General features: G+C 72.8%; 18 protein-coding genes. 7 read left to right on the top strand and 11 right to left on the bottom strand.

Going from position 1 to position 23978, the window contains the following annotated elements:
* Positions 1–108: 108 nt before the first annotated feature.
* Together OV090_RS35265 and OV090_RS35260 are read left to right on the top strand one after the other, a co-directional pair.
* Positions 109–387: a hypothetical protein gene (locus OV090_RS35265; protein WP_267709099.1), complete on the top strand. Its 279-nt coding sequence runs from the start codon at positions 109–111 to the stop codon at positions 385–387.
* On the top strand, positions 384–1703 hold the full coding sequence (locus OV090_RS35260; protein WP_267709098.1) for a radical SAM protein: 1320 nt from the start codon (positions 384–386) through the stop codon (positions 1701–1703). The genes OV090_RS35265 and OV090_RS35260 overlap by 4 nt, the downstream gene beginning before the upstream one ends.
* A 125-nt stretch (positions 1704–1828) precedes the next feature.
* Here OV090_RS35260 and OV090_RS35255 read toward each other — a convergent pair whose 3' ends face one another.
* The gene (locus tag OV090_RS35255) at positions 1829–2887 is read right to left on the bottom strand and encodes a hypothetical protein (protein ID WP_267709097.1); all 1059 of its coding nucleotides are present in this window, start codon (positions 2885–2887) and stop codon (positions 1829–1831) included.
* 300 nt (positions 2888–3187) lie between these two features.
* Between OV090_RS35255 and OV090_RS35250 the strand changes: the two genes are divergently transcribed.
* A complete protein-coding gene (locus OV090_RS35250; RefSeq protein ID WP_267709096.1) occupies positions 3188–3745 on the top strand; it encodes a hypothetical protein in 558 nt (185 codons plus the stop codon).
* Positions 3746–3892: 147 nt separating this feature from the next.
* Positions 3893–5152 carry a hypothetical protein gene (locus OV090_RS35245; protein ID WP_267709095.1) on the top strand — a complete coding sequence of 420 codons (1260 nt, stop codon included), beginning with the start codon at positions 3893–3895 and terminating at the stop codon, positions 5150–5152.
* A 7-nt stretch (positions 5153–5159) separates the two neighbouring features.
* Here OV090_RS35245 and OV090_RS35240 read toward each other — a convergent pair whose 3' ends face one another.
* Together OV090_RS35240 and OV090_RS35235 are read right to left on the bottom strand one after the other, a co-directional pair.
* Positions 5160–6824: a hypothetical protein gene (locus OV090_RS35240; RefSeq protein WP_267709094.1), complete on the bottom strand. Its 1665-nt coding sequence runs from the start codon at positions 6822–6824 to the stop codon at positions 5160–5162.
* Between the two features lie 528 nt (positions 6825–7352).
* On the bottom strand, positions 7353–8318 hold the full coding sequence (locus tag OV090_RS35235; protein ID WP_267709093.1) for a hypothetical protein: 966 nt from the start codon (positions 8316–8318) through the stop codon (positions 7353–7355).
* Between the two features lie 105 nt (positions 8319–8423).
* On the opposite strand from OV090_RS35235, the gene OV090_RS35230 reads away from it, so the two are divergent.
* On the top strand, positions 8424–10667 hold the full coding sequence (locus OV090_RS35230) for a protein kinase (RefSeq protein WP_267709092.1): 2244 nt from the start codon (positions 8424–8426) through the stop codon (positions 10665–10667).
* Between the two features lie 161 nt (positions 10668–10828).
* Positions 10829–11389 carry a hypothetical protein gene (locus OV090_RS35225; protein ID WP_267709091.1) on the top strand — a complete coding sequence of 187 codons (561 nt, stop codon included), beginning with the start codon at positions 10829–10831 and terminating at the stop codon, positions 11387–11389.
* A 142-nt stretch (positions 11390–11531) separates the two neighbouring features.
* On the opposite strand, the gene OV090_RS35220 is transcribed toward OV090_RS35225, so the two are convergent.
* The 4 genes from OV090_RS35220 to OV090_RS35205 all read right to left on the bottom strand — a co-directional run bounded on the left by OV090_RS35220 (position 11532) and on the right by OV090_RS35205 (position 17535).
* Positions 11532–12308, bottom strand: coding sequence for a ketopantoate reductase C-terminal domain-containing protein (locus tag OV090_RS35220; RefSeq protein WP_267709090.1), 777 nt, complete (start codon positions 12306–12308; stop codon positions 11532–11534).
* Between the two features lie 49 nt (positions 12309–12357).
* Positions 12358–14472: a choice-of-anchor L domain-containing protein gene (locus OV090_RS35215; protein ID WP_267709089.1), complete on the bottom strand. Its 2115-nt coding sequence runs from the start codon at positions 14470–14472 to the stop codon at positions 12358–12360.
* Positions 14473–14667: 195 nt separating this feature from the next.
* A complete protein-coding gene (locus OV090_RS35210; RefSeq protein ID WP_267709088.1) occupies positions 14668–16074 on the bottom strand; it encodes a vWA domain-containing protein in 1407 nt (468 codons plus the stop codon).
* 90 nt (positions 16075–16164) lie between these two features.
* A complete protein-coding gene (locus OV090_RS35205) occupies positions 16165–17535 on the bottom strand; it encodes a hypothetical protein (RefSeq protein WP_267709087.1) in 1371 nt (456 codons plus the stop codon).
* 173 nt (positions 17536–17708) lie between these two features.
* On the opposite strand from OV090_RS35205, the gene OV090_RS35200 reads away from it, so the two are divergent.
* The gene (locus OV090_RS35200; protein ID WP_267709086.1) at positions 17709–18491 is read left to right on the top strand and encodes a hypothetical protein; all 783 of its coding nucleotides are present in this window, start codon (positions 17709–17711) and stop codon (positions 18489–18491) included.
* 72 nt (positions 18492–18563) lie between these two features.
* On the opposite strand, the gene OV090_RS35195 is transcribed toward OV090_RS35200, so the two are convergent.
* The 4 genes from OV090_RS35195 to OV090_RS35180 form a co-directional block, all read right to left on the bottom strand.
* Positions 18564–21014: an aminotransferase class V-fold PLP-dependent enzyme gene (locus tag OV090_RS35195; RefSeq protein ID WP_267709085.1), complete on the bottom strand. Its 2451-nt coding sequence runs from the start codon at positions 21012–21014 to the stop codon at positions 18564–18566.
* A gap of 262 nt (positions 21015–21276) precedes the next feature.
* Positions 21277–22485: a cytochrome c gene (locus tag OV090_RS35190; RefSeq protein WP_267709084.1), complete on the bottom strand. Its 1209-nt coding sequence runs from the start codon at positions 22483–22485 to the stop codon at positions 21277–21279.
* Between the two features lie 50 nt (positions 22486–22535).
* Positions 22536–23183, bottom strand: coding sequence for a hypothetical protein (locus tag OV090_RS35185; RefSeq protein WP_267709083.1), 648 nt, complete (start codon positions 23181–23183; stop codon positions 22536–22538).
* A 30-nt stretch (positions 23184–23213) separates the two neighbouring features.
* Positions 23214–23867, bottom strand: a complete 654-nt coding sequence (locus OV090_RS35180) for a hypothetical protein (RefSeq protein ID WP_267709082.1) — start codon at positions 23865–23867, stop codon at positions 23214–23216.
* Between the last annotated feature and the right edge of the window lie 111 nt (positions 23868–23978).

Raw genomic sequence — 23978 nt, 5'->3', positions numbered from 1 at the left:
GCGAAGGCGCGCGGAGCCCCGCAATGGCGGTCGGCGCATTCGCTGCGCCGACCCGTCGGCTCCCGAGCGGCGTCAGGTCGCGGGCGGACGCGCGATAGACTCTCGTCCGTGCCGTGGCCGCTCACCGTGCTCGCAGTGCTCGCCGGTCTGTTCGCGCTCGACCGGCTGCTTCTGGCGCTCGAGCGCGGCGGGTACATCTATTATCGGGTCCGCAAGCCCTCGGGTTCGGGGGCGGGCAACGCCCTGACGGAACTGCAGCAGATGCTGGCGCCGTCGACCCAGCACGTGATCGTCGCCAAGCGCGAGCAGCGGCCCGAGCACAACGACGACGGCGGGCCGCCCGACCCCGACGGCCGCCCGCCGCGCCGTGATACGCTGCGGCAGTGAGCCTGCGTGACAATCGCCGCCGCTTGCCGGTGGTGGCCTCGCTGCCGCGGCCCGACGATCGCCGCGCGCTCACCCGCGTCGCCGGCGAGGTTCCCCGACCGCGCTACGCGGTGTGGGAGCTGACGCTGAAGTGCGATCAGAAGTGCATCCATTGTGGTTCGCGGGCCGGCGCGGCGCGCCACGGCGAGCTGACGACCGCAGAGGCGCTGGCCCTCGTCACCGATCTGCGGGCGCTCGGGATCGGCGAGGTCACGCTGATCGGCGGCGAGGCGTATCTGCGCGACGACTTCATCCTGATCGCCCGGGCGATCCGCAGCGCCGGCATGGACTGCACCATGACCACCGGCGGGCTCAACCTGAGCGAGGAGCGGGTGGCCGCGCTGGCGGAGGCGGGGATCCGCAGCGTCAGCGTGTCGATCGACGGGACCTCCGCGGCGCACGACGCCCTCCGCGGCGTCCACGGCAGCTTCGACCGCGCGTTCGCGGCGCTGGCCCGCCTGCGCGCGGCGGGGGTCGGGCGGGCCGTCAACACGCAGATCAACCGCCTCACGCTGCCGACGCTCGAGGCGCTGCAGGAGCGGCTGATCGCCGAGAAGATCGGCGGCTGGCAGCTGCAGATCACTGCGCCGTTCGGCAACGCGGCCGACCACCCGGAGATCCTGCTGCAACCCTTCATGCTGCTCGAGGTGTTCGCGGTGATCGAGCGCCTGATCGCCCGCGGCGCGCCGCACGGGCTGCGCCTGTTCCCGGCCAACAACCTCGGCTACTTCGGGCCGCTCGAGGCCGAGCTGCGCGGGCGGCAAAAGGCCGGCGGGCACTACAAGGGCTGCATCGCCGGCCGCCACGCCCTGGGGATCGAGGCCGACGGCACGATCAAGGGCTGCCCCAGCCTCGGCGGCCCGGCCAACGTGGCCGGCAACGTGCGCGAGCGGCCGCTGCGGGAGATCTGGGAGGACGCGCCCGAGCTGCAATTCACGCGCGTCCGCACCGTCGACGACCTGTGGGGCTACTGCCGCGATTGTTATTACAACGACGTGTGCATGGCCGGTTGCTCGGCCACCAGCGAGCCGCTGCTGGGCCGCCCGGGCAACAATCCCTACTGCCATCACCGGGCGCTCGAGCTGGCGCGGGCCGGGCTGCGCGAGCGCATCGAGCCGGTCGCGCCGGCCCCCGGGGTGCCGTTCGACCACGGGCTCTACCGGGTGGTCCGCGAGTCCCTCGACCCCGAGCTCGCGGCCCAGGGGCCGGTGGCGGTCGACGACCCGCGCGTCGGTCGCGAGGTGCAGCCGTTCGGGCCGGGCGTGCCGGTGAGGTGAGCTGTCCTTCGGGACAGAGAACGCGAGCGCGGGGGCGCCGCGCCTCACATGACCTTCGGGACATGTCGGTGGATCACGGCGGCAGCGAGCGGGCGCCTACATGACCCCAGGGACATGTCCGTGAGTCACTGCGGCAGCGCGCACACGCCGACGTCCTCGAGGCCGGACGGGGCCTGGCCCTGTTCGAACCACGGCAGGCACTCGGCGCCGGCGCCGTTGCACATCGGCGCGGCGAGGTCGCAGTAGGCCACGCAGCAGCCGAAGGCCATGGGGTCGCACTCGGTGGCGGACGCGGAGTCGACGCACGCGAGCCCGAGGTCGCAGGCGTTGAGGAACTCGCACGGCTCGAACTCGGCGCCGCCGTCCTGCGACACGTCGGCGACGCAGGCGAACTGGCTGTCGGAGGCGGAGGGGTTGGGGACGCACACGTCGCCGGGCTTGCAGGCGGGCGCCAGCGGGTCGCAGGTCGGCAGGCACAGGTCGAGGGCGTCGCTGAAGCTGACGCAGGTGGTGGCCGCCGGGCACTCGGGGGAGACGACCGTGCCGCCGCACAGCGGGACGCAGGTGCCGGCGAGCGTCTGCTCGTCGACCTCCCAGCACGTGCTGCCGACGTCGCACGAGTCGAGGCCGCTGCCGGGCGCGCCCTCGACGGTGCACGGCTCGCCGGGCTGGTCCGGCTCGCGCGCGACCGGGACGCATTTGGTCGCGTCGAACACGACGCCGTCGCTCTTCTGCGGGCTGCACTTCTGTCCTTCGGGACAGTCCTGCGTGAACGGGTCGCACTCGAGCGGGTTGGCGAAGTCGGCCGGACAGCCGCCGTAGAAGCTGCAGCCGGTGTCGGAGGTGTCGATGTCGGCGGTGGTCGACAGCTCGCCGGTGCTGCTCGTCCCGAGGGTCGACGGATCGCTCGTCGAGGTGGTCGAGATCGTGGCGGAGGTGGTCGAGGTCGTGGTGGTGGTCGAGCTGCTCGACGTGTCGCCCTCGCTCGTGCTGGTGATCGGCGTCGCGGTGTCGCTGCCGGTCTCTTCGTCGACCGGCCGGCTGGTGCACGCAGTCTCGAGCGCGCCGAGCAGGACGACCGCGCCGAGCCGGGCAGCCGCGGTGGTGCGCAGCGAACGGCCGCAGAACGGGCAGGCCCCCTCGGTCGGGCGCACGTGACGGTGACAGGCATCGCAAAGCTTCATAACCCGTCGAAACTATCATATCGACGGGGGCTGTCTAGGGATCCGCCAGCCGCGCAGGAGAAAGAGTGAAGCCCACGCCGGGAGTCCCACGATGCAGACATTGGTGACCAGCCGCCGGGCGAGGGCGCGGCGAGTCATCATGAAGAAGAAGGGCACTGCGGAGGGCCGGGGCACCCTGGGCGGGGACGCGAAGGTGCGCAGGACGCGTGACGCGCTCTCTGCTCGCCTGACGACCCCGCGGAGGGCGAATCCGCCCGGCTGCGGAAAGGACAGCCGGCGATTGTGCCGTACCCTGCGATCGTGACTCAGGACCCCTCCGGCGCGCGGGCGGCCCTCGTGGCGCTCACGGAGGCCGAGCAGCTGGCGCGGCAGATCCAGCGCGACCTGCGGCGGCGCGCGCTGGTCGACCAATTGGCGCTCGGCGCCCGCCCCGAGCTGGAACACGCCCGACCGGGCAGCCTGGCCGCGTCGCTCGGCCTGCCGGCGTGGGCCTGGATGCTCTGGGCAGGGCTGGCAGCGGTGGTGTTCATGGCCCCGGCCCCGGGGTTCCTGCGGCTGGCCGCAATCGCGGCGGTCGCCGCTCTGGTCATTCGCACCTGGCTCACGGTACAGGCGGCGCCGCAGTTGTTCAGCCCCGACGCGGCGGCCCTGTCTCGCCTCAAGGCCGCGCTCGAGGCGGGTGCCCGCGAGATGCGAGCCTTGCCGACAAATCCTTACCGCGACCCGCCGTGCGAATGGGTCGGAGGCGATCCGACCGCCGCCGAGCGGCCGTGGACCGAATTGACGACCATTGCCCGCACGGCCGCCGCGCTGCGCCGCCGCGCCCTGCCGCCAGGACAGCCGCAGACGCGCGGTTGAGCGGCGAGAACGCTGTCACGATTGCGCTTCGGGACATGGCGGAAAGGCCATGTGGGGCGCGAACCTGCGCCGATGTGCAGCCTTGAACCTCACGCTTCCGCGCAGCGCGGTTGCGCCCGGTCGGGGTAAGCTGGGGACGTGCGGGGAATGAGTGCAGTCCTGGCCGCGTCGCCGGCCTGCGAGGGCCTACACCTCACCGCGCGCTCGCGCGCCAGCCAGCCCGGCGCGCCCTCCGCGAGCGGATTCGCCGCGGCGGATGTCCCCGAGGACATGTCCATCGATTCGCGCGAGGCAGACCGCCCGCGGCGGGTCTGGCGTCCTCGCGGCAACGGCCGCGGCGCCGGCCTGGGCCTCGCCGCAGCGGCGCTCGTGGGGGCGTGCGAGGGCCCCGATCCGGCCGCGTCGTCGTTCGCCATTCCGCCGGCGATCACCGCGCCGGCGTCGACCGGAGACGCGCCCGAGCCGTCGACCACGACTGCTTCGACTTCGACGTCGTCCGGACCTGTCCCCGAGGACAGCTCCACCTCCACGACCGACGAGGCGAGCACGAGCACGACCGCGGTCGCGCCGCTGCAGGACCTCGGGGTGCCCGATCTCGGCGACCCGCACCCGGTCGGGTGCAAGGGGAAGATCGACTTCCTGTTCGTCATCTCGCGCCTTTCGTACATGGAGAACCTGCAGGCGCGGCTCATCGAGGCGTTCCCGTACTTCATGGAGACGATCGAGAGCAAGTTCTCCGACTTCGACTATCAGATCATGGTGATCGACCCCGACGAGACGTGGGGCCACCCTCTGTGCAATGCGGATTGCAGCCCCGAGAGCTGCTCCGTCCCGGACTATCCGTGCGAGGCGGTGGCCGACCTCGGCGTCTGCGACACGACGCTGGGCGCCGGGTCGGTCATCCCCGCCGGCAAGGGCGCGTCGAACCACGACTGCGGCCTCCTCAATGGTCGCCGCTACTTCACGCGCGAGCAGCCGGACCCGACCGGGACCTTCGCCTGCCTGGCCCAGATCGGCCTCAACGGCGACGACGAGCTCGGCGAGGCAGTGACTGCGGCGGTGTCGCCGGCGCTGAACGGCCCCGGCGGCTGCAACGAGGGGTTCATCCGCGACGACGCGCTGCTGATGATCACGTTCATCTCCAACACGGCCGACACGGACTCCGAGGGCAAGCCGAAGCTGTGGGCGGAGGCGATCACGAACGCCAAGCACGGCGACCCCAACTCGGTGGTGATGTTCAGCATCCAGAAGCCGGAGTGCAACCCGTGGGACACGGTGTGCGATCTGGTCAAGTACTACTTCCCGTACTGGTACATCATCGACAACGACGAGCCGGACTACCGGCCCGGGTTCGACGTGGCGACCGATCGCATCAGCGAGGCCTGCTCGGCCTTCATTCCCCAGTGAGCGCAGGCTAGGGGGCGATGACGGCGACGGCGGGGTAACCGCCCGCCGTCGTGCCGCCGACGTAGATCTGGCCGTAGGGGCCGATCGCCAGGGACGTGGGCGTGTGGATGGCGAGCGCGTCCTGATGGGCGTAGGACCAGACCGGCGCGGCCTGCAGCGGGAACCACGCCTCGGCGAAGAACGAGGTCGAGCCCTGCTGACCGTCGCGGGCGGCGACGAACACGACGTAGCCGGCAGGGTGCCAGGCGAGCGCCCGCGGGTCGGCGAGCAGCGGATCCAGCGAGCGCTGCCAGACCTGGTCGCTGCTGGCGGTGAACATCCGCAGCTCGGCGAGGTGTTCGCACTGATCGCCGCAGGCGTAGCCGGCGCTTATCGCCCGTCCGCCGGGGTCGAGCGTCAGGACGCGGCCGCCGCTCTGGGAGCCGCTGTCTTGCGGCGCGATGCGCCACTCGGGGTTCTCGCCGTCGGCGTCGACGTCGAGCAGGAAATGCCGCGATCGTGTGACGCTGTCCTGGTCGTGCTGGCCCTTGACCTCCCCGGTCACGAGCAGGTGATGGGCGAGGAAGGCGCAATCGTTGGGGGTCTCGCCGAAGCCGATGGGATCGGGGAACTCGTTCTCCGGGACATAATCGTAGGACAGGTTCTTGCCGGGTTCGCCGGGCGTGAATAGCCACACTGCGGCGCGGACGAGGTCGCCGTCGGGCCGGTTGCCGCACACTGCGACGCGATTGTCGTCGCGGTCGAGGGTGAGGGCGCGGGCGACGTCGCCGACGACGCCGGTGCCGATTTGGGTCGGTGTGTCGGCCACGTCGTCGTACTTGCCGAGCCACCAGCGGAGCTCGCCGCCCTCGAGCTTGTCGACGAGGACGTGCAGCGCGCCGTCGTCGTCGGCCACGAGGTCGATGGCGCTGCACGGCAGGCCCGGCTTGACCTCGAACAGATCGTCCGGACCCCAGGCGCCGCCGAGGTCGCGCCGGCGCAGGTAGCAGCGCGCCTGTCCCTGGGGATAGTAGGTGCCGAGCTCGATGAGCTCGAGCTTCGGAGTGACTGCGAGGGCGACGACGGTGCCCTTGCCGATCGTGCTGTCGCCCTCCCAGAACAGCTCGCTGCCCGCCGGCGGCAGGGCCACCGTGAACGGCAGCTTATACGTCTCGCTCTCGAGGGCGCCGCGCCAGGCGACGAAGGTGGCGAAGTGGGGGTCGTCGTTTTCCAGCGCGGTGTAGATCACGATCTGGCCGGTGAAGAGGTTGCTTTCCTCCTCTGTGTCGAGGACGAGCTCGATCTCCGGCCCGCCGTCGACCCGCATGCGCACGCCCTCGGCGTTGGCGGTCTCGATGGTGACGACGAGCGGCTCGTTCTTCACCAAGACGTCGACGTCGAGCTTGCCCTTGACGATCGCTGGCGGCGCGAACGGGTCGTCGGCGGTGGTGCTGCCGGGCTCGCTCGTGGGGCCGCTGCTCGTCGTGCTGGTGCCCGGCGCCTCGCCGGTGGTGCCGGTGGTCGGTGCCGGCTCGCCGGTGGTCGCCGGGGCGCCGTCGCTGGCGCCGGTGGTCCCGGCAGTCGCGGTCTCCGGCGGCTGGTCGTAGGTGAGGCTGCCGACGCCGGGCACCGTGCAGGCCGCGACGCCGAGCGCGACGATGGCCGGGAGGCTGGGGGAGGCTCGCAGCTTCATCTCCGGGTCCGCGCTCAAGAGGGTAGCCGAGCCCGGCGAGTTCGCGGGCCGACACGTGCGTGACTTCGAGGCCGCACACGCGTTCGTCGACCGCTCATTGTCCGGCAGACCCGTGTTCGTCGCCATTTGGCGCGGTCTGGCGATTGGCCGCGGCTTGTCAATGTCGGCCCCGCGCGGGCGAGCGGACCGGCAAATTCGTGGCAGGCCACGGTCTCGACATCGCGGGCGCGCGCGCGCCGGCGCTCATGTCATGATTTCGCGCGGCGCGGAAATGCTCGGCCGGGGGATCCTGGGGACACGCGGGGGTCACGAGCGCGCGCCGCCGAGCGGCCGTGGGGGGAATTAGCGCGGGCGGCGCACTGGCTGTCCGAAGGGACATGTCCTTTGCGCCTGCGACGTCGTGCTGCCAATGTCACGAGCGCGAAGTGGGGCGACTCATGCCATTGTCCGCGTTCGCGAGCGTGGTCTCCCCATCGATCGTATTGGCCTTTGTCTGCACCCATGGGCGGCTGCGCGGCCGAGCAGCGCTCAGAAGCGGCCCGAGAGGGTCAGCATCGCCGACCACGGGGTGGCCGAGACGCGGGCGATGGTGCGTCCGCGGTTCCGCGTCGCCAGCAGGACGACGCCGGCGACCGTGGCGATGCCGGCGGCCGCTCCGGTGATGCCGGCCACCGGGGTGAGGGTGCGATAGACGTTCGCGAGGTGCATGGCCCGGTCGAACTCCTCCGGGGTGATCAGCCGCAGCTCGGCGTTGACGCGCCGGTCGATCTCGATGATCTCGCCGTTCGCCTCGCTGCGGCGCCACAGCGCTGCGCCGGCGCCGACGCCGAGGCCGACGCCGAGGACCAGCAGCAGGCTGCCGGCGATGACGCGGTTGCGCGAGCGGACCTCCGCGGCGGGGTCGGTCGCCGGCGGGGCGGCGGGGGCCGGCTCGGCCGCGGCCGGCGGCGTGGCGGAGGGCGCGGGTCGGTGGCGCGAGACGTCGAGCAGCGCAGGTTGCGAGTCGTCGGCCGGCGGCGGCGCGACGGGCTGCTTGCGCTGCACCACCGGCAACAGCTCGGCCGGGGTCGGTGTAGGTACATTGGCGGTCGCCCGCGGCTTGCTGCAGGGGTCCTTCGGCCTCTGTTTGGCCAGGCCGGACTCGGTGACGTCGCGCAGGCGCGTGGCGACGGCCTTCGCATCGCCGAAGCCGACCTCGCGCTCGACGCGACGCAGGAGGTTGCGGGCCCGACACAGGCCCGCGGCCTGACCGGTGACGGCGAACACCCGGTGGTAGCCGCGCAGGGCGTAGAAGGCGAGCTCGCGGCGCTGCCACGGCTCCAGGTCGGCGCGAGCGAACGCCGTCTCGCCGTCACGCGCGAGCTCCTCGAACCGCTCCTGCTCGACGAGCTCCTGCATGTGCCGCTCGAGCTGCCCGAACGTCGATGGCGGCGCCGCGGGGACCGGACCCACCGCGATGCCGGCGGCGAGGACGATGCACAGGCAAGGATTCATCGCCCCGTATCCATACCACAACCGGGCCCAGCGCGAGCCGCCGCGTCGCGGGTGACGCGCGCCGGCAATTGCGTTCGCGTGGCTGACGAGGCACGCTCCCGGGAGATGTCCGTCGGGCCCGAGTCGCCGCGGTTCCGCCTGGTCGAGCGGATCGACGAGGAGCCCGGGCGCAGCGTGTACGTGGCGCACGACCAGCGCGAGCGGACGCGGGTGCAGCTGGTGTCGCTACAGCACGCGCTGCCGGCGGCGGCGGCCGAGCGGTTCGGCCGCGAGGCCAAGCTGCTGGCGGCGCTGCGCCACGCGTACATCGCCGCGGTCGTCGATCACGGGGTCGGCGGTGACGGCCACCCGTACTTCGTCCGCGAGGACGAGGGCGGGATGTCGCTGGCGCAGCGGTGGACGCAAGGGCCGCTGGCGATCGACACGTCGTGGCAGGTCGGGCTGCAGATCGCCGAGGCGCTGATGTGCCTGCACGAGCACGGCCTGTGCCACGGGGCGGTCACCGCCCGCAACATCCGCTGGAGCGACGCGGGTGTCGCCCGCCTGCTCACTGCGCCGCGCGCCGACGACGACACCGCCAACGACCGCTCGCCGCGCGCCGACCTGGCCCAGCTCGGGCGCACCTTGAAGGCGCTGATGGACCGCGACGACCTGGGCGAGCCGGTGCCGGAGCCGCTGCGACGCGTGCTCGAGCTGGCGGCCGACGTCGCCGGTCACCCGCAGCTCCGCGCCGACGAGCTGCGCGCAGCGTGGCTGGCCGCGGGCATGGAGGTGTGGCCGCACAAGCTGGCGGCGACGCAGCCGGTGCTGCGGCCCGAGCCGCAAGCATGGCCGCCGGCGCCCGACCTCGCGCCGGCGCCGCTGGGGCAGCCGACCTGCAGCGACGCCGGCGACGTCAGCTGCAGCGCCTCGGCGCCGCCGCGGCTGTTCGCGCGCCGGCTCGAGCTGCGCACGCTGCTCGGGCAGGGCAAGTGCGGGCAGACGTGGCGCGCGCATCACCACGTCCTCGGGCGCGACGTCGCGGTCAAGATCTTGCCGCGCAGGTTGGCCCGCACGCCGGTGCTGGCCGACCTGTGCCGCGAGGCGATGGCGCTCGACAAGCTGACCCACCGCGCCTTCCCGCGGATCTACGAGTGCGACTACGACGACGACGGCTCGTGGTACCTGGTCGAGGAGCTGATCGACGGCGAGCCGCTGGCGCGCACGATCCAGCGCGGGCCGATGGAGCCGCTGGCCGCGGTCGAGCTGGTGATCGAGCTGGCCGAGGCGCTGCAGGACGCGCATGCCCGCGGGATCCTCCACGGCGACATCAGCTTCACCAACCTGATGCTCGAGCGCAGCCTGCCGCCGCGGCCGCGCATCATCGACCTCAGCGAGTGCCGCTTCCTCGACGCGTTCTACGCCCGCACCGACCAGCGCTACGCGCCCGCGCCGCGCCACCGCGGCGACGACGGCCGCGCGTACGGTCACCCCGGCTTCGCCGCGCCCGAGCTGTTCCGCGGCGGCGCCAAGTCGGAGCGCAGCGACGTCTACTCGCTCGGCGCGGTGCTGTTCATGCTGATCACCGGGGCGCAGATGCCCAACGCGGTGATCCGCGAGCTGCTGGCCGCCGAGCCCGGCGAGGGCGCGGCCCGCCTGCGCGAGCACGTGGTCCGCGCCGCGCCGCAGCTCGAGGACACGTTCCTCGCGGCTGACTTTCAGGACATCCTCGCCCAGGACCCCGCGCTGCGGGTCGCGTCGATGACCGCGCTGCTCGAGCTGCTGCGGGCCGAGCACGACGCGCTGCGCAGCCTCCACAGCGATCGCGGCGAACGAGCGGCCCCGCCGGCCGCGGCCTCGACCGGCTCGCGCCCGCGCGCGGCGGCGCCGGTCAGTGTGACAGCGGCTGCCTGGAAGGACATGTCCTCAGGGGCAGCCCCGCGGCCGCGCGGGCGCGGGCTGGGCTGGGCGCTGGGGCTGGCGCTCTCGGCGGTCGCGGTGGCTGGCTTTTTCGCCATGTCCTCACGGACAGATTCGGAGGCGCCGGCGAGCGGCAGCGCGCCGGCGCCGGCGAAGGTCGTCCCGCAGGTCGAGGCGCCGCGCGGCGAGGCGCCGGCGCCGGCGCCGACCCGGGCCGAGGTGGTCGCCGCGGTCGAGGCCCTGGCGCCGCGCCTGCGCGCCTGTCCGGGGGCGCCGCGGCGGCTGGTGCTGGCGCTCGAGGTCGGCGGGCCGACGCGGCTGCTCGAGGTCCAGCACCTGTCGGTCGACGACGATCACCCGCTCGACCGCTGCATCCGCGAGGCGGTCGCGTCGCTGCGGTTCACGGGGGCGCCGGTGCGCCACGCGCTGACGATCGACCTCGGAGGTTGAGCCGCGACAGCGAGCTGAACCACCGGAGGCGCGGTGAGGGCGATCGATGACGGCGCTCCGCGGGGCCGATGTCGTCGATGCTCCGACGCGCGCATGCAGACGGCCTCGCGGAGCGTCGCCGGAGCAGAACGGCGAGCGCCGGCCGGCGTTGAAGCGAGGGCATGGATGACGACGGACGCGAGCCGCTGCGCACGTTCGCGGTCGCCTCGTTGTGGTCGATCGTCAGCGCGTTGCCGTCGCTGGTGCTGCACGCGCTGGAGATCCCCGGGATCGAGGGCGACACTGCCGACGCCGGTCCGTTGATCCTCTCGGGTCTATGGTTCTTGTGCGGCGGGCTCACCTCGCCGGTGCTGGGGCGGATCCTCGGCGCAGTGCCGGTGGTGAAGGCGCTGCCCCCGGCCGAGCGCCGCCTCGACCACCTCCCGCCCGCGGGCGCGCTGCTGGTGCGCGAGGCGGCGACGATCCGCGGCCAGCTCGACGCCCTGCGCTTCGACGAGGCGCTGCAGCGGGCCTGGGAGCTCGCCGGCGAGGTCGACCGCGCCGGCCCCGAGGTCCGCGCGGTGCTCGAGGCGTGCGGCGCCTCGTTGCAAGCGGTGCGCGAGATCGCGGCCGCCCGCGCGGGCTCGGCGATCCCCGATTCGGTCCTGCGGGGCCGCCTGGAGGCCGCCCTGGCGGAATTCGAGCGCGCGCTGAGCTCGCCGCGCTCGGGGCTGTTCCGCTGAGCGCGGGCCTGTCAGCCAAGAATCAGATGTCTTTTAAAACATGTCCCGCCGGGCAGGCCGATCGCTCGGACGAGGTGGCCGGAAAGACAGGCGCGCGGGGGCGCCGCTGCCGCTCGCGGCGGCGAATCGCCTGTCCTTCGGGTCAGGTCGTCGCCGGCAGCGCGCCGGCCTCGCGCAACAGGGTGATGTGGGTCGGCGTCGGGACCTGGTGCGCGGCCGCGGCGGTGACGAACCAGCCGTTGCGCCACGGCCAGTCCTTGACGGCGCCGCGGTACGAGGCGATCGCGCGCGAGTAGGCGCGCAGGCGCTGCAGCAGCGGAGGGGCGTCGACGTCGACGCCGAGGGCGGCGCGACCGACGGCCAGGAACTCGTGGACGAGGGCGCCCATGAGCTCGCCGTGGCGGTCCAGCACCTCGCCGACGCTGCATTCGAAGCGCTGGCACAGGAGGCCGAACGCGCAGTTCCAGATCAGCTTCTCGAGCATGGCGGCGGCGAAGGCGTCGCGGGCGACGACCTCGACCGGCAGGTCCATCGCGCGCAGCCAGGTCGCCAGCGACTCGGCGTGCGGGCCGGTCAACACGCTGGTGCCGCCGGGCTCGATCGCGGCGCCGCGGCGCGGCACGGCGAAGTAGAGCAGGGCGCGGGTGCTGTCCTGAAGGCCATGTCCGAACAGCCAGGGCTCCAGGACCCCGTTCTGCACGAACACCAGGTCGGGCCGGCGCGCGGCCGGGACGCGGGCGAGCGCGGCGTCGAGGCCGGCGTTGTCGACGGCGACGACGACGGGCTCGCCGACGGGGCCGTCCAGGGCCTCCCAGCCGCTCTCGCGGGTGACGAGGGCGACGGGGATCGGGCTGCGCGCGGCGAGGGCGCCGCCGACGCGGCCGGCGCCCAGGATCGTGACACGTGACAGGACGGGCACGGCGAGCGGAACGTACGCCCGATCGCCGAAGCTGTCGAGCCGGGCCGGCTCAGTTGGGCTGGACGCCCGGCTGCGAGGCCTGGACCGACCAGACCCAGTCGTCGAGGAGGACCAGCGAGTCCCACTGACCGTCGGCGGTGTCCCAGATGGCGAAGCGGATCTCCATCACCTCGCCGCCCTTGACGTTGCCCGACATCTTGAGCCAGCCGGTCGCGCCGCCGGTGTGGTAGTTGCCCTCCTGGCAGTAATCGAAGCCGGCATCGGCCTGGAAGCCGGTGCCGGTGATGCCCTGCGTGCCGGTGCAGTTGTTGTAGTTGAACGGGACGCCGTAGCAGCCGACCTGGCCGTTCTGGCACTGCGTGAACAGGCCGGGCGCCGCCTTGGCGATGTTGACGCCGACCGGGTACTTCTGGTTGTTCGGGGCGTTGTAGATGGCGATGTTCTTGTCGGCCGGGTTGCCGGCGGCGGTCGAGTTGACCAGGCTGACGAACAGGTCGTTGAAGGCAGTGCACACGTACTCGGGCCATTCGGCCGAGTAGAAGTACATCTGCACGTTGAACGACTTGGCGTTGGTCGGCACGCGGATCCGCAGCTTGAGCATCGCGCTGTCGTTGGCGCCGTTGCTCTGGGCGCCGGGGCAGCCGGGCGCGTTGGGGAACTGACCGCCGTTGGCGGCCAACCAGTCGGCCGGGGCGCTGCTGTTGGCGCCGTTGATCTTGCCCGGCTGAAAGTCGGCGTAGGGCGGATTGGCGTCGTTCTGGTCGGCGGCGTTGCCGGTCGACAGGATCGCCAGGCGCGCGTTCTGCTGCGGCAGGACGTTGGTGCCGAAGCCGGGGCGGATCGACTTGGCCTGCGAGTCGATGGCGCCGACGCCGTCGGCGCGGGTGAGGGTGCCGGAGATGACGCCCCACTTCTTCTGGTTCTGCGGCGGGTTCTCGGTCGTGGTCTGGCAGAGGTCGATCGCCTTGGCGTAGTCGAGGGCGTTCGACGAGTTGCTGGCCAGGTTGGCGTCGCACGAAGGGACCGGGTTGTCCTTGGTGCCGTCGCAGTCGTCGTCGACCATGTTGCCGCCGACCTCGAACGCGCCCGGGTTGACGAGCGCCGGGTTGAGGCAGCTGGGGCCGACCTCGTCGCAGCAGTCGCCGCCGCACACGGTGTAGCCGTCGGCGTCGGCGTCGGCGTCTTCGTCGACCTGATTGTTGCAGTTGTCGTCGAGGCCGTTGCTGCAGATCTCGGTCGGGTTGGGGGTGACCTCGCCCGTGCACGGGCCGTAGCCGGTACCCTGCGGGTTGCAGGTCTGCGTGCCCTGCTTGCAGATGCCGACGCCCTGGGTCCCGTCGGGACCGGTGTAACAGGCGGTCTGCGTGCCCGGGTCGCACTGGCACGGGCCCTGGTTCTCACAGCCGTTGCCCGGGTCCTTGTCGCAGTCGTTCCACGGCGCCTTGCACGACGCGAGGCCGCACTGGGCCATGACGCACGCGGCGTTGCCGTTGGGCGGCACCGGGCAGGCGTTGCCGCAGGCCTGACAGTTGGCGGTGTCGACCAGCAGGTCGACGCAGCTGTTGCTGCAGCAGGCCAGGCCGTCCTGACACGGCTGCATGTCGTTGCAGCCGGGCATGCACTCGCCGGCGTCGCACACGGTGCCGAGCGGACAGTCGCCGTCGCCGAGGCAGCCCTTGCAGGTGTTGCTGCCGACGTCGCACTTGGTCGGGGCGTTGCAGTCGGTGTCGTCGTTGCAGCCGGGGACGCACCCGTTGCCGTTGGGATCGCAGAACTGTCCCATGGGACAGTTCGCCTCCTCGCACGGCATCGCCATCGTCGTCGAGGTGCCGGGGTCGGTGGTCGAGGTGGTGCTCGGGTCGGGGCCGGTGGTGTCGACGGTGGTGGTGCCCGGGTCCGTGGTGGTCTCGGGGGTGCCGGTGGTGTCGGTGCTGCCCGTCTCGGTGGCGACCGAGCTGGTGCCCGGCTCGGTCGGCGTCATCGTGGTCGTCGGATCGGTGTCCTGCGGTCCGCTGGTCGACGAGACCTGGTTGGTGGTCGGGTTGTTCGCGGTCGTGACTTGCGAGGTCGGATCGAAGGACGAAGACGGCTGGTCGTCGCCGCAAGCCGCGAGCAACACGGCACACGACGCCAGAGCCACGAAGTCGAGGCGGAAATTATGCATTTCAGCCACCCTACCAGGGTCGCGGCTAGGCATCAATCGCGCGCGGGGGCGGCGAGCTGCGAAGCGCCGCGCACAGGAGGACGCCCGCGGCCGGGAGGCCGGGGGGCGGGTGCTCGTGGCGGCAATCCGCAATCGACGATTGCCGGCGCGAATGACCGCACCGGGCTCGGCTGCCCGGCGCGAATGGGCGGTGCGTCAGCCGGGCTTGCAGTAGTACTCGACGCCCGCCTCGCCGGTCTGCTTGAGCGAGTTGCAGGCGGTGCCGCACAGCTCGATGGCGGTGTACGGCGGCGCGGGCTCGACGTACTTCCAGCCGTTCTCGTTGGCGCAGTCGCCAATTTTCGGCACCTCGACGTTGCCGATCTTGACCTTCGTGAACTGCGGGAACCCGGGCTGGTCGTTGAGCGCGATGACGCAGCTCTGGGCGTCGCTGACGATGGCGTTGAGCGCGGCCTGCAGCTCGACCTGGTTGTCGGCGCTGTAGAACTTCTCGGGGCCGGGCTTGGCGGTGCCGCCCGAGGTCGCCAGCTCGTTGAGCTTCTGGTACGGGTTGATGTTGTCGGGGCTGCCGTCCATCTGCACCGGCGAGACGGCGTTGGCGATGGCGATGCCGATGACGTAGGTCGGGATGGCGTCCTGCGTGAAGGCGTTGCCGACCAGGGTGTGCAGCGATTGATCGTAGTCTTCGAACAACGGCGGGGGCGCCTTGCCGGTGGTGCAGTTGGCCGCGCCGTCGGTGATGAGCATGATCGCCCGCGGGATCATCGGGTCGAGCGTCTTGAGGTGGTTGAGCGCCGCCAGTACGCCGGCCTGGGCCGGGGTGCCGCCCTTGATGGTGTTGTTGTTCTGCGCCGGCAGGGCGTTGAGGATCGGGTTCTTGTTGAAGGGGGCGACCGGGACCTCGACGTTGCCGTTCACCGGACAGGCGCCGGGGACGTAGGTGTCGACGGCCTGCTTGTTGGGGAACAGGTTCATGCCGAAGTTGAAGTCGGCGTTGAAGGCGGTGAGCACCTGGTCGACCACGGCGTAGAGGCTGAACCAGCGGCTCACCGTCGGCGTGTTCGGGTTGGCGTCGTGGTCCCACAGCGACAGCATCGAGCCCGACTTGTCGAGCACCAGCATGACGTTCGGCACGACCGGGGTGAGGACGACCTGCATCTCGTTGCAGGGGATGTCCTCGGTGGTGGTGCCCGGGTCCGTGGTGGTGGTCGTCGTGGTGTCGGTGGTGGTCGAGGTGCTCGAGGTGGTGTCGTCGGTGGTGCTCGAGGCGGTGTCGGTGGTGCTGGTCGAGGTCGTCGTCTCGGGCGGCTCGGTGGTCAGCGTGTCGGTCGCGGTCTCGGTGGTGCCCATCGTCGCCGTGACCATGCCGGTCGAGGTGCTGTCGCTGGTCGACGTCGGCACGCCCGAGCTGTCGCTCGTCATGCCCATGGTGCCCTCGGTGGTGGTCGGCGGCGTGCCGGTGGCAGACTCGCTGCCTTCGGAGGTGCCGAGCGTGTCGAGCGTCGTCGGCTGGGTCGACATCGTCGTCTGCGAGGCGACGCCGGTCTGAGAAGTTTGCGTGCCGTCGTCACCACAGCCCACGACGAGGCCGATCGAGGTCATCCATACGAGAGGAGCTTTGCGTGCCATAATTTTTTCACCGCGCGAAGAAGTCGAGCCGATCACGACTATCGCCCGGCGACGACGCGGCTTTCAAGCGCGCGAGCCACGGTGATTTCGCCGCGGCAGCGCCGCACTGAAGGCGAGTTCATGGCAGCGGAATCGCGCGGGGCGTGGTGACGACGTCCCACGCGCGAGGCTGCGGTGACAGCCCCGCGCCGCGACACACGACGCGCTCTCCGTCGCCGCTGCACGCACTCTGCGCGCCGACGGCGAGCACATCGGCAGGCGCGTCGCCGACGAGCTCAGGCGCGAATCGACCGCCTGCGCCGGCGCCGTCGCCCCAGCAGTAAACGCGCCTGGCCTGTCCGATCGCACAGGTCGCGTCCTCGCCCGCCGCGAGCGCGCGCGCGGGGCCGAGGTCGGGCACGCGGGTCGGCGCCGCGCGATCGGCCCGCGAGCCGTCGCCGAGCTGACCGAGCATTCCGTCGCCCCAGCACACGACGTCGCCGCCGCGCCGCAGGGCGCAGGTGTGGAGTCGACCGGCCGCGAGCGCGACCGCGTCGTCGAGCCCGCGGACGGCGACGTCGGCGTCGTGGCGGCGCGCGGTCGCGGCGTGGCGATCCCGTGAGGGCTGTGCGCCGGCCCCGGGGCTGGCGGCTGGCCGTCTCCGAGCTGTCCTTCGGAACCTGTCCCGATGCACAGGACGCGATCGTCGCGGCCGACGGCGCACAGGTGATCGCTGCCAGCGGCGAGGCGGACGGCGCCGGCCAGCGCGGGCAGCTCCGTGGCGGCGGTGTCGTGGCCGTCGCGCAGCGGATCGGCGCCCCAGCAGGTCACGTCGCCGCCGGCGAGGGCGCATGCGTACGGGTCGCCGACGACGACGGCGTCGGCCGCGGGGACGCCAGGGACCGCGGTCGGCCGCGCGAGGGCGGCCCTACCGTCGCCCGACTCGCCGCGGTAGTTGGAGCCCCAGCACAGGACCTTTCGGACATGGTCGATCGCACAGGTGTGGGAGCCGCCGGCGGCGATCGCCCGGGCCCGCAGGCCGGCGACCGGGCTCGGGCGCGGGCGCGTGCCGAGAGCGCCGTCGCCGACCTGGCCGAGCGAGCCGTCGCCCCAGCAGAGGACGTCGCCGCCGCGCCGGAGGGCGCAGGTGTGCCAGGTGCCGGCGGCGAGGGCGACGACGTCGGCGAGCCCCGGCACACGCGTGGGCTCGCTGCGATCGCGGCGGTCGCCGAGGCCGAGCTGGCCGTGGGCGCCGTAGCCCCAGCAGTAGACCTCGCCGCCTTGCAAAGCGCAGGTGTGGCCGACGCCGAGCGCGAGCGTGGGACCGGCGGCGGTGATTTCGTCGCCGTCGCGGTCGCCGATCGCGGGCGGCGAACCGGTCGGCTCGCGCCCGCGGTCGGCGCAAGCCGCCGAGAGCGCGAGGAGGCAGCCGAGAGCGAGGCGAAACGTCCGCATCGCGCCGACGATAGCCCACGACGTGCGGGCGGGTGCGAGCGAGGGCGGGTCGGCTCGGTAGGGTCGCATGAACTTTGGGACATGTATGGGGGGACCGGCCGGCGCGCGTGGAACGTGGTACAGTGGGGATGATGGGGCTTCGGGGCGGACGCGCGCGGCTGGCAGGGTGCCTGATGGCCCTGGGCGGGTGCCTGACCGAGAACCCGGCCTACGACGGCGTGACCGGATCGACGGGCGAACCCCTGCTGCCGGCCTCGACCGCGGAGCCGGCGACGACGACGGGCACGAGCACGAGCCCGGGCACGACGACGACGACGGACACCAGCACGAGCACCGGCCCGGCGACCACCGGCGTGCTCGACGGCGAGGACACCAGCACCGGCACGACGATCGCCCTGAGCACAGGCGACCCGACGGCGACCACCGGCGCGCCGTCGACCGCCGAGCTGCACCATTACCAGCCGGCCAACTGCGTCGAGCCGCTGTGGTGCTACGGGGCCGGCGACATCTGGAACGGGATCGACGGCGAGATCCGCGGGGCCGAGTGCTTCGACGCCCCGGTCCCGCCGCCGTACCGGGTGCGGCGCATCGACTACACCCTGGTGGCAGCGTCCGGGCAGGCCCGGGTGCGCTTCCAGGTCCGCTCGGCCGACCTCCAGGAGGTGCTCTATACGTCCGAGTCGCTCGGGCTGCCCGTGAGCTCAGGGTCGCTGGAGATCTCGGAGCCGCAGCAGCCGGTGATCGAGACCGGGCGCTTCTGCGTCGGCTTCGTCGGCGGCGACGCGAAGTCGACGATCGGCATCGGCGCCGACCCGTCGTCGCTGCCGTCGCCGCAGCAGAGCTACTTCGGCTCCGACGCCTGCGACGAGGCCGGCCTGCGCGACGTCAACCTGTTCTCGCCCGAGATCGATCCCCACGGCGCGTGGTGCCTGGGGGCCGAGATCGCGGCGCTGTGAGCGGGTGTCTCTCGGGGCATGTGCCGAGGGGCATGTCCTGGCAGACATGGCCCGAGGGGCATGTCCGTCCGGTCATGTCTGGCAGGCGGCGTTGGCCCGGCTGACCGCCGAGGCCTCGCCGCGGTTCGGCGCCAGGCGGGCGCGCAGCTGGCCGAGGTCGCCCTGGAGGAACGGGTTTTGCCCGGCCTCCTCGCCGATCGTGGCGCGTCCGCGGCCGTCGAGGTCGTGCAGCGGCCACACCTCGGTGTGCGCAGGCAGGCCGCGCAGGCGCAGCAGGCTGGCGGCGAGGGCGGCCGGATCGCCGCCGAGGTCGCAGCCGCCGGTGCCGCCGAGCCACAGAGTGTCGCCGGTGAGGACGCGGTCGGGCAGGAGCAGGCACAGCGAGTCAGGGGTGTGGCCGGGGGTGTGCCACACCTCGAGGGCGAGGTCGCCGAGGGTGATGGTGTCGCCGTCTTCGAGCGGCCGATCGACGCACGGGGCAGCGGCGGCCCGGTGCATGGCGATCTCGCAGCCGAGCAGGTCCTTGAGCCGCTTGGCGCCGGAGAGGTGGTCGCCGTGGGTGTGGGTGTCGAGGACGAGCTCGAGGCGGAGGCCGTGGCGCTGCAGCTCGGCGAGGTAGCGGTCGACCTGGTCGCGCCGCGGGTCGACCAGCATGGCGGCGCCGCTGCGGCGGTCGGCGACCAGGTATGAGCGCGTGGGGCCGCTCGGGTTGAGCTGGGCGAACAGCATGGCGGCGCCCGGGTCGGTGTCGACGTGGGCCGGCGGGCTCGGGGCGTCGGCCTCCATCCAGCGATCGTTGCAGCGGCCGGCGAACTCGGCGGTGACGCCGGCGGCGCGGACGCGGTAGCGGCCGACCCATCGCCTGTCCCGAAGGACAGCCACGGCCTCGATCAGGCGATCGACGTCGGCCTCGTCGTTGTAGAGGCCGAACGAGGCGCGCACGGCCCCAGGCGCGCTGCCGGGCTCGGGGGTGGCGCCGCCCTGGCTGGCGAGCAGGCGGTCGACGTGGACGTGGGCGCAGAAGCGGCCGTTGCGGACGGCGATCCCGCGCTCCTCGCTGAGCACCGCGGCGGCCAGCGGATCGGAGACGCCGGCGACGTTGAAGCTGAGGACGCCGAGGCGCGCGTCGGGCTCGTCGGGGCCGTAGAGGGTGACGCCGAGGGCCTTCATGCCGGCCATGGCCCGCCGCGTCAGCGCGAGCTCGTGCTGGCGGACGTGGGCCATGCCGATGCCGTCGAGGAAGCGCAGCGCCTCGGCGAGGGCGAGCACGCCGCCGATGTTGGGCGTGCCGCCCTGGTGGCGGTCGGGCGATCGGACGTACTCGACGCTGTGCGGGCCGACGCGCGAGGCAGTGCCGCCGCCGGGCAGGTAGGGCGGGGCGGCGTCCATGATGCCGCGCGGACCATAAAGGAAGGCGGCGCCGAACGGGGCATAGGCCTTGTGCCCGGCGGCGGCGACGAAGTCGAGGTGCTCGGGGTCGCCGGCCGGTTTCACGTCGATGCGCTGGTGCGCGAGCAGCTGGGCGGCGTCGACGAGGATCAGCGCGCCGTGCTCGTGGGCGAGGCGGGCGATCGCGTGGATGTCGGGCATCCAGCCGGTGACGTTGCTGGCGCCGGTGACGGCCACGAGCTTGACCTGGTTCTGCCGCAAGAGCTGGGCCAGGTGGTCCATGTCGAGGCGACCGTCGGGGGTGATCCGGGCGCGCAGGACGGGGCCGCGGTTGCGGTGCGGGAGGTCGTTCGAGTGGTGCTCGAGCTCGGTGACGACGACCTTGCCGGGCAGCGCGGCCATGACGTGAGCGGCGAGGTCGACGGCCTGGGTGGTGTTGCCGAGGAAGACGACGCAGTCGCGCTCGAGGTCGCCGCCGATGAAGTCGGAGACGACGTAGTAACACTCGTCGAAGTGCTCGGTGGCCTTGCGCGAGAGGAGGTGGTTGCCGCGGTGGATGTTGGCGTACTCGCCGGCCATGAAGCGGGCGTAGCGATCGAGCACGGGCTCCGGGGCGTGGGTGGAGGCGGCGTGATCGAGGTAGAGGAGGGCCCGCTCGCCCTCGCCCATGACGGGGACCTGGCGGCCGACGATCGGGAAGGCGGCGCGGATGTCGGCCCAGGTCGGGGTGCGGGCGCAGGCGGCCGCGGAGGCGCGGGCGCAGGAGGCGGGCGCGAGCGGGAGACCGGCGCCCTGCCAGGCGAGCAGACCGCCCTCGAGGTACTGCACGCGGCTGTAGCCCAGCAGCTGCAAGGCGTCGGCGACGAGCACGGCGCGGTGGCCGGAGGCGCAGACGATGACGATCGCGGCGTCGAGGTCGGGCAAGATGTCGGCGGCGAGCTTCTCGACGAGTCCGCGCGGGACGTGCAAGGCGCCGGCGAGGGTGCCGGTGCCCGCGAACTCTTCCGGCTCGCGCACGTCGAGGACGACGCTGGGATCGCCAGGCTGAGCGCGCCGCACCGCGAGCTCGGCGGCGGTGACCCCGGAGACGCGGGCGCGGACGCGATCGACGAGCTGGTGGTAGCTGAGGCGCATGGCGGCACGCTACATGACGACCGTCGCCCGTGAAAGCGCGAGGCCGTCGCCGCGCCGACGCAGCAGGCCGTGGAGCGGAGTTCTGACGCCGATGTGAGCGCGCTCCCTCCGGCGGCGCGCTCGCGGTGCGCGGCAGGCGGCGGCGTGCAGCTCCGGTCGCGCTGGTGTTGGCGAGGAGGCGGCGCGGGCGCGACCGGGCGCGCGAGGATGTTCTAAGATGGTTTTTTGAACATGTTTGTAAGGATATGTCCCTTGAGACATTTCACTGCGGGCGGCCCTGGGCGATCCAGGTGTCGACCAGCTGGATGTCGGCCAGCGGCACCGGGGTGAGGCCGAGCGGCATGCCGCGCAGCTCCGGCGCGGCGCCCTCGACCTCGGCGTGGCGCGCGAGCATGTGGGCGACGATCCGCGGGGTGCCGTCGGGCAGCGGCGCGAACACGCTGCGCCGCTTGCCGTCGTCGCCGACGCTGCCGGAGGAGATCCCGGTGTACGAGGCGAGGTCGAGCCGCCGCGGGGTGAAGCCGTAGCCGCCGCTGTTGCCCGGACCGCCGTCGCCCCGCGCGTAATCCGGATCGGAGTGGCAGTGCCAGCAGGTCCTTTTAAAGATTTTGGCCTCGACCTCGGCCCAGGTGACGCGGCGCTCGAGGATCGGCAGGCGCTGCACGGGCTTGGGCGCGGGGAGGGGGTCGAGCGGGACGTCGGTGAGGTAGGCGGCCAGCGCCCGCGCGTCGGCCTCGTCGAGCGGGATCTTCGGCATCGGGGTGCCGGGCTTGTGCCGCGGCGGATCGAGCAACCAGGCGACGAGCGCGGCAGGACGCATGCGCTCGCGCGTGAACCGGAGGTCGGGGGCCTGCGCCAGGCCGCGCTGCAGCTGGGCGTCGTCGAGCGGGACCGGCAGCCTGGCGGATGGGGCGATGTTCGGCGCGCCGCTGAAGCGGTGACAGAGGGCGCAGGACTTGTCGCCGAACAGGGCGCGGCCGCGGGCGAGCTCGCCGGTCGGAGGGGCGGCGAGCTCGGCGTCGGGGATCAGCGCGGCGGCGAGGTCGGCGGCTTTGGCTGTCCCGAGAGCCAGGCGCGGCATGGTCGAGTCGAGGCCCGGTCGCAGGTCGTGCGGGGCGTGCAGCCACCCGGCCAGCCAGGCCCGGCGGAAGCGGTCGAGGCCGCGCAGGGCGGGCACGTCGGTGAGGTGGGTGATGTGGCCCTGCCACTCGCGCAAGGTCTCGGCGGGGGCCGGGAACTGGCCGGCGAGGATGTCCTGGTGGCAGCGCACGCAGTGCTTCTCGAGCGGGGCCGGCTCGCGCCCGGGCAGGTCGTGGCAGCGCACGCACTCGAAGCGATCGATCAGCGCCTGGCCGCGCGCGACTGCGGCCGGGTCGGCGGCCGGCTCCAGCGCGACTTGCGGGATCGCAGGGGGCGGAGCGGCCTGGATGTCGCGGGGGACAGGGTCTTTGCGACCTGTCCCGCAGGACATAAGTGAAAAGACAGCAGCAGCCGCGACGGCGGGGCGGAGCATGGGGCGCGTCACGTCTGCTCGGTGACGTCGCACTTCACGTGGCGGGCGTACGTCTTCATGCAGCGCTCGACGGCCCGCTTGCTGGTCTCGACGTCGCCGCGCTCCTTGCTGAGCTCGGCGAGGAGGGCCCAGCCCTCGGCGGTCGGCATGAGGTCGCCGTCGGCGAGGCCCTTGAGCAGGTCGTGGGCCTCGGCGCGGCCGCTGGCCTGGCGAGCGAGGGCCTCGGCGAGATCGGCGGTCTGCGCGGGGGCGTCGGCCTGCAGCCGCAGCGTGAGCACGGCCCAGGCGATCGCGGCGTCCTTGCGGCTCTTCGAGGCGCCGCCGAGGCCCATGCCGATCGCAATGTCGCCGCCGCTGCGCGCGACCGCGAGGGCGAGGATCCGCTGGGCCCGACGGTGGAGGTGCGCGCCGGGACCCTTCATGTCGGCGGCGAGCGCCTTGTCGCCGAAGGCCTCGCGGATCGTGCTCACCGCCTTGCGGTGCTGGCCCTTGGCGAGCAGGAGGTCGGCCTTCTGGACGTACTCCTGACCGCTGTCGACGAGCCGGCGCACGCTGTTGCCGCAGGCGTCGGCGCGGTTCGGAGGGCCGACGATTGCGGCGGTGACGGCCAGGGACAGGGCGAGGGCGAGTCGGGACATGGCGGACCTCGAGGACATGGTGAAAAGGACAGGAACCAAGGGGAAGCTTCACAGGGCGCCGCAGCGGGGGCCGTGGCCCGCCATCTGACGGCAACGGAGGATGGCGGCCTCGCGGCCGGCGGCGTCGCCCTGCTCGCCGCGCAGGCGGGCGAGGGCGGCCCAGGCGTCGGGGCCGGGCATGAGGTCGGCCTCGGCGAGGCGGCCGAGGGTGGCCAGGGCCTCGCCGCGGAGGTCGGGGCTGCGCGCGAGCGCCTCGGCGAGCTCGCCGGCGGACGAGGGCACGAGGTCGGCAGAGCAGCGGGCGGGCTCGAGGGCGCAGTCGGGGTGGGCGGCGATGGCGTCGTCGCGGACCTGCCTCAACGCGGTGATGGCCCACGAGATCGCGGGCTGCTCGTCCAGCAGGTCGCCGCGGCCGCGCTCTTCGACGCGGACATCGCCGCCGCTGCGCACGACGGCGAGGGCGAGGACCCGCCGGGCCCGGCGCTCCAGCGCCTTGTCGCCGTGCCGCGCGCCTTCCTGCCTGGCCAGCTCGGCGCGGGCGAGGCGAGCGGCTCGCTGGTACTTGCCGGCGTCGAGGGCCGCCTCGGCCTTGTGGACCCGGCGGTAGAGGCTGGCCATCACGCTGTTGCCACACGCGTCCGCGACTGCGGGGACGGTCAAGGTCGAGCAAGCGAGGGCGAGGACGAGGACGAGGCGGGGCATGCGAAGCCGAGGTGCGCGTGGCTACGCGCGGGTGACGGGGGCCGATCTGGCTACGCGCGGGCGAGCGGCGATCTTCCTTCTCATCTTCCTGCGATCCGCGTGAAACTCAAG

This window comes from Nannocystis sp. RBIL2 (assembly GCF_026626745.1).
Classification (GTDB): Bacteria; Myxococcota_A; Polyangia; order Nannocystales; family Nannocystaceae; genus Nannocystis.
The sequence above is the reverse complement of the archived record's forward strand: the minus strand, read 5'-3'. Positions and strand labels throughout refer to the sequence as shown.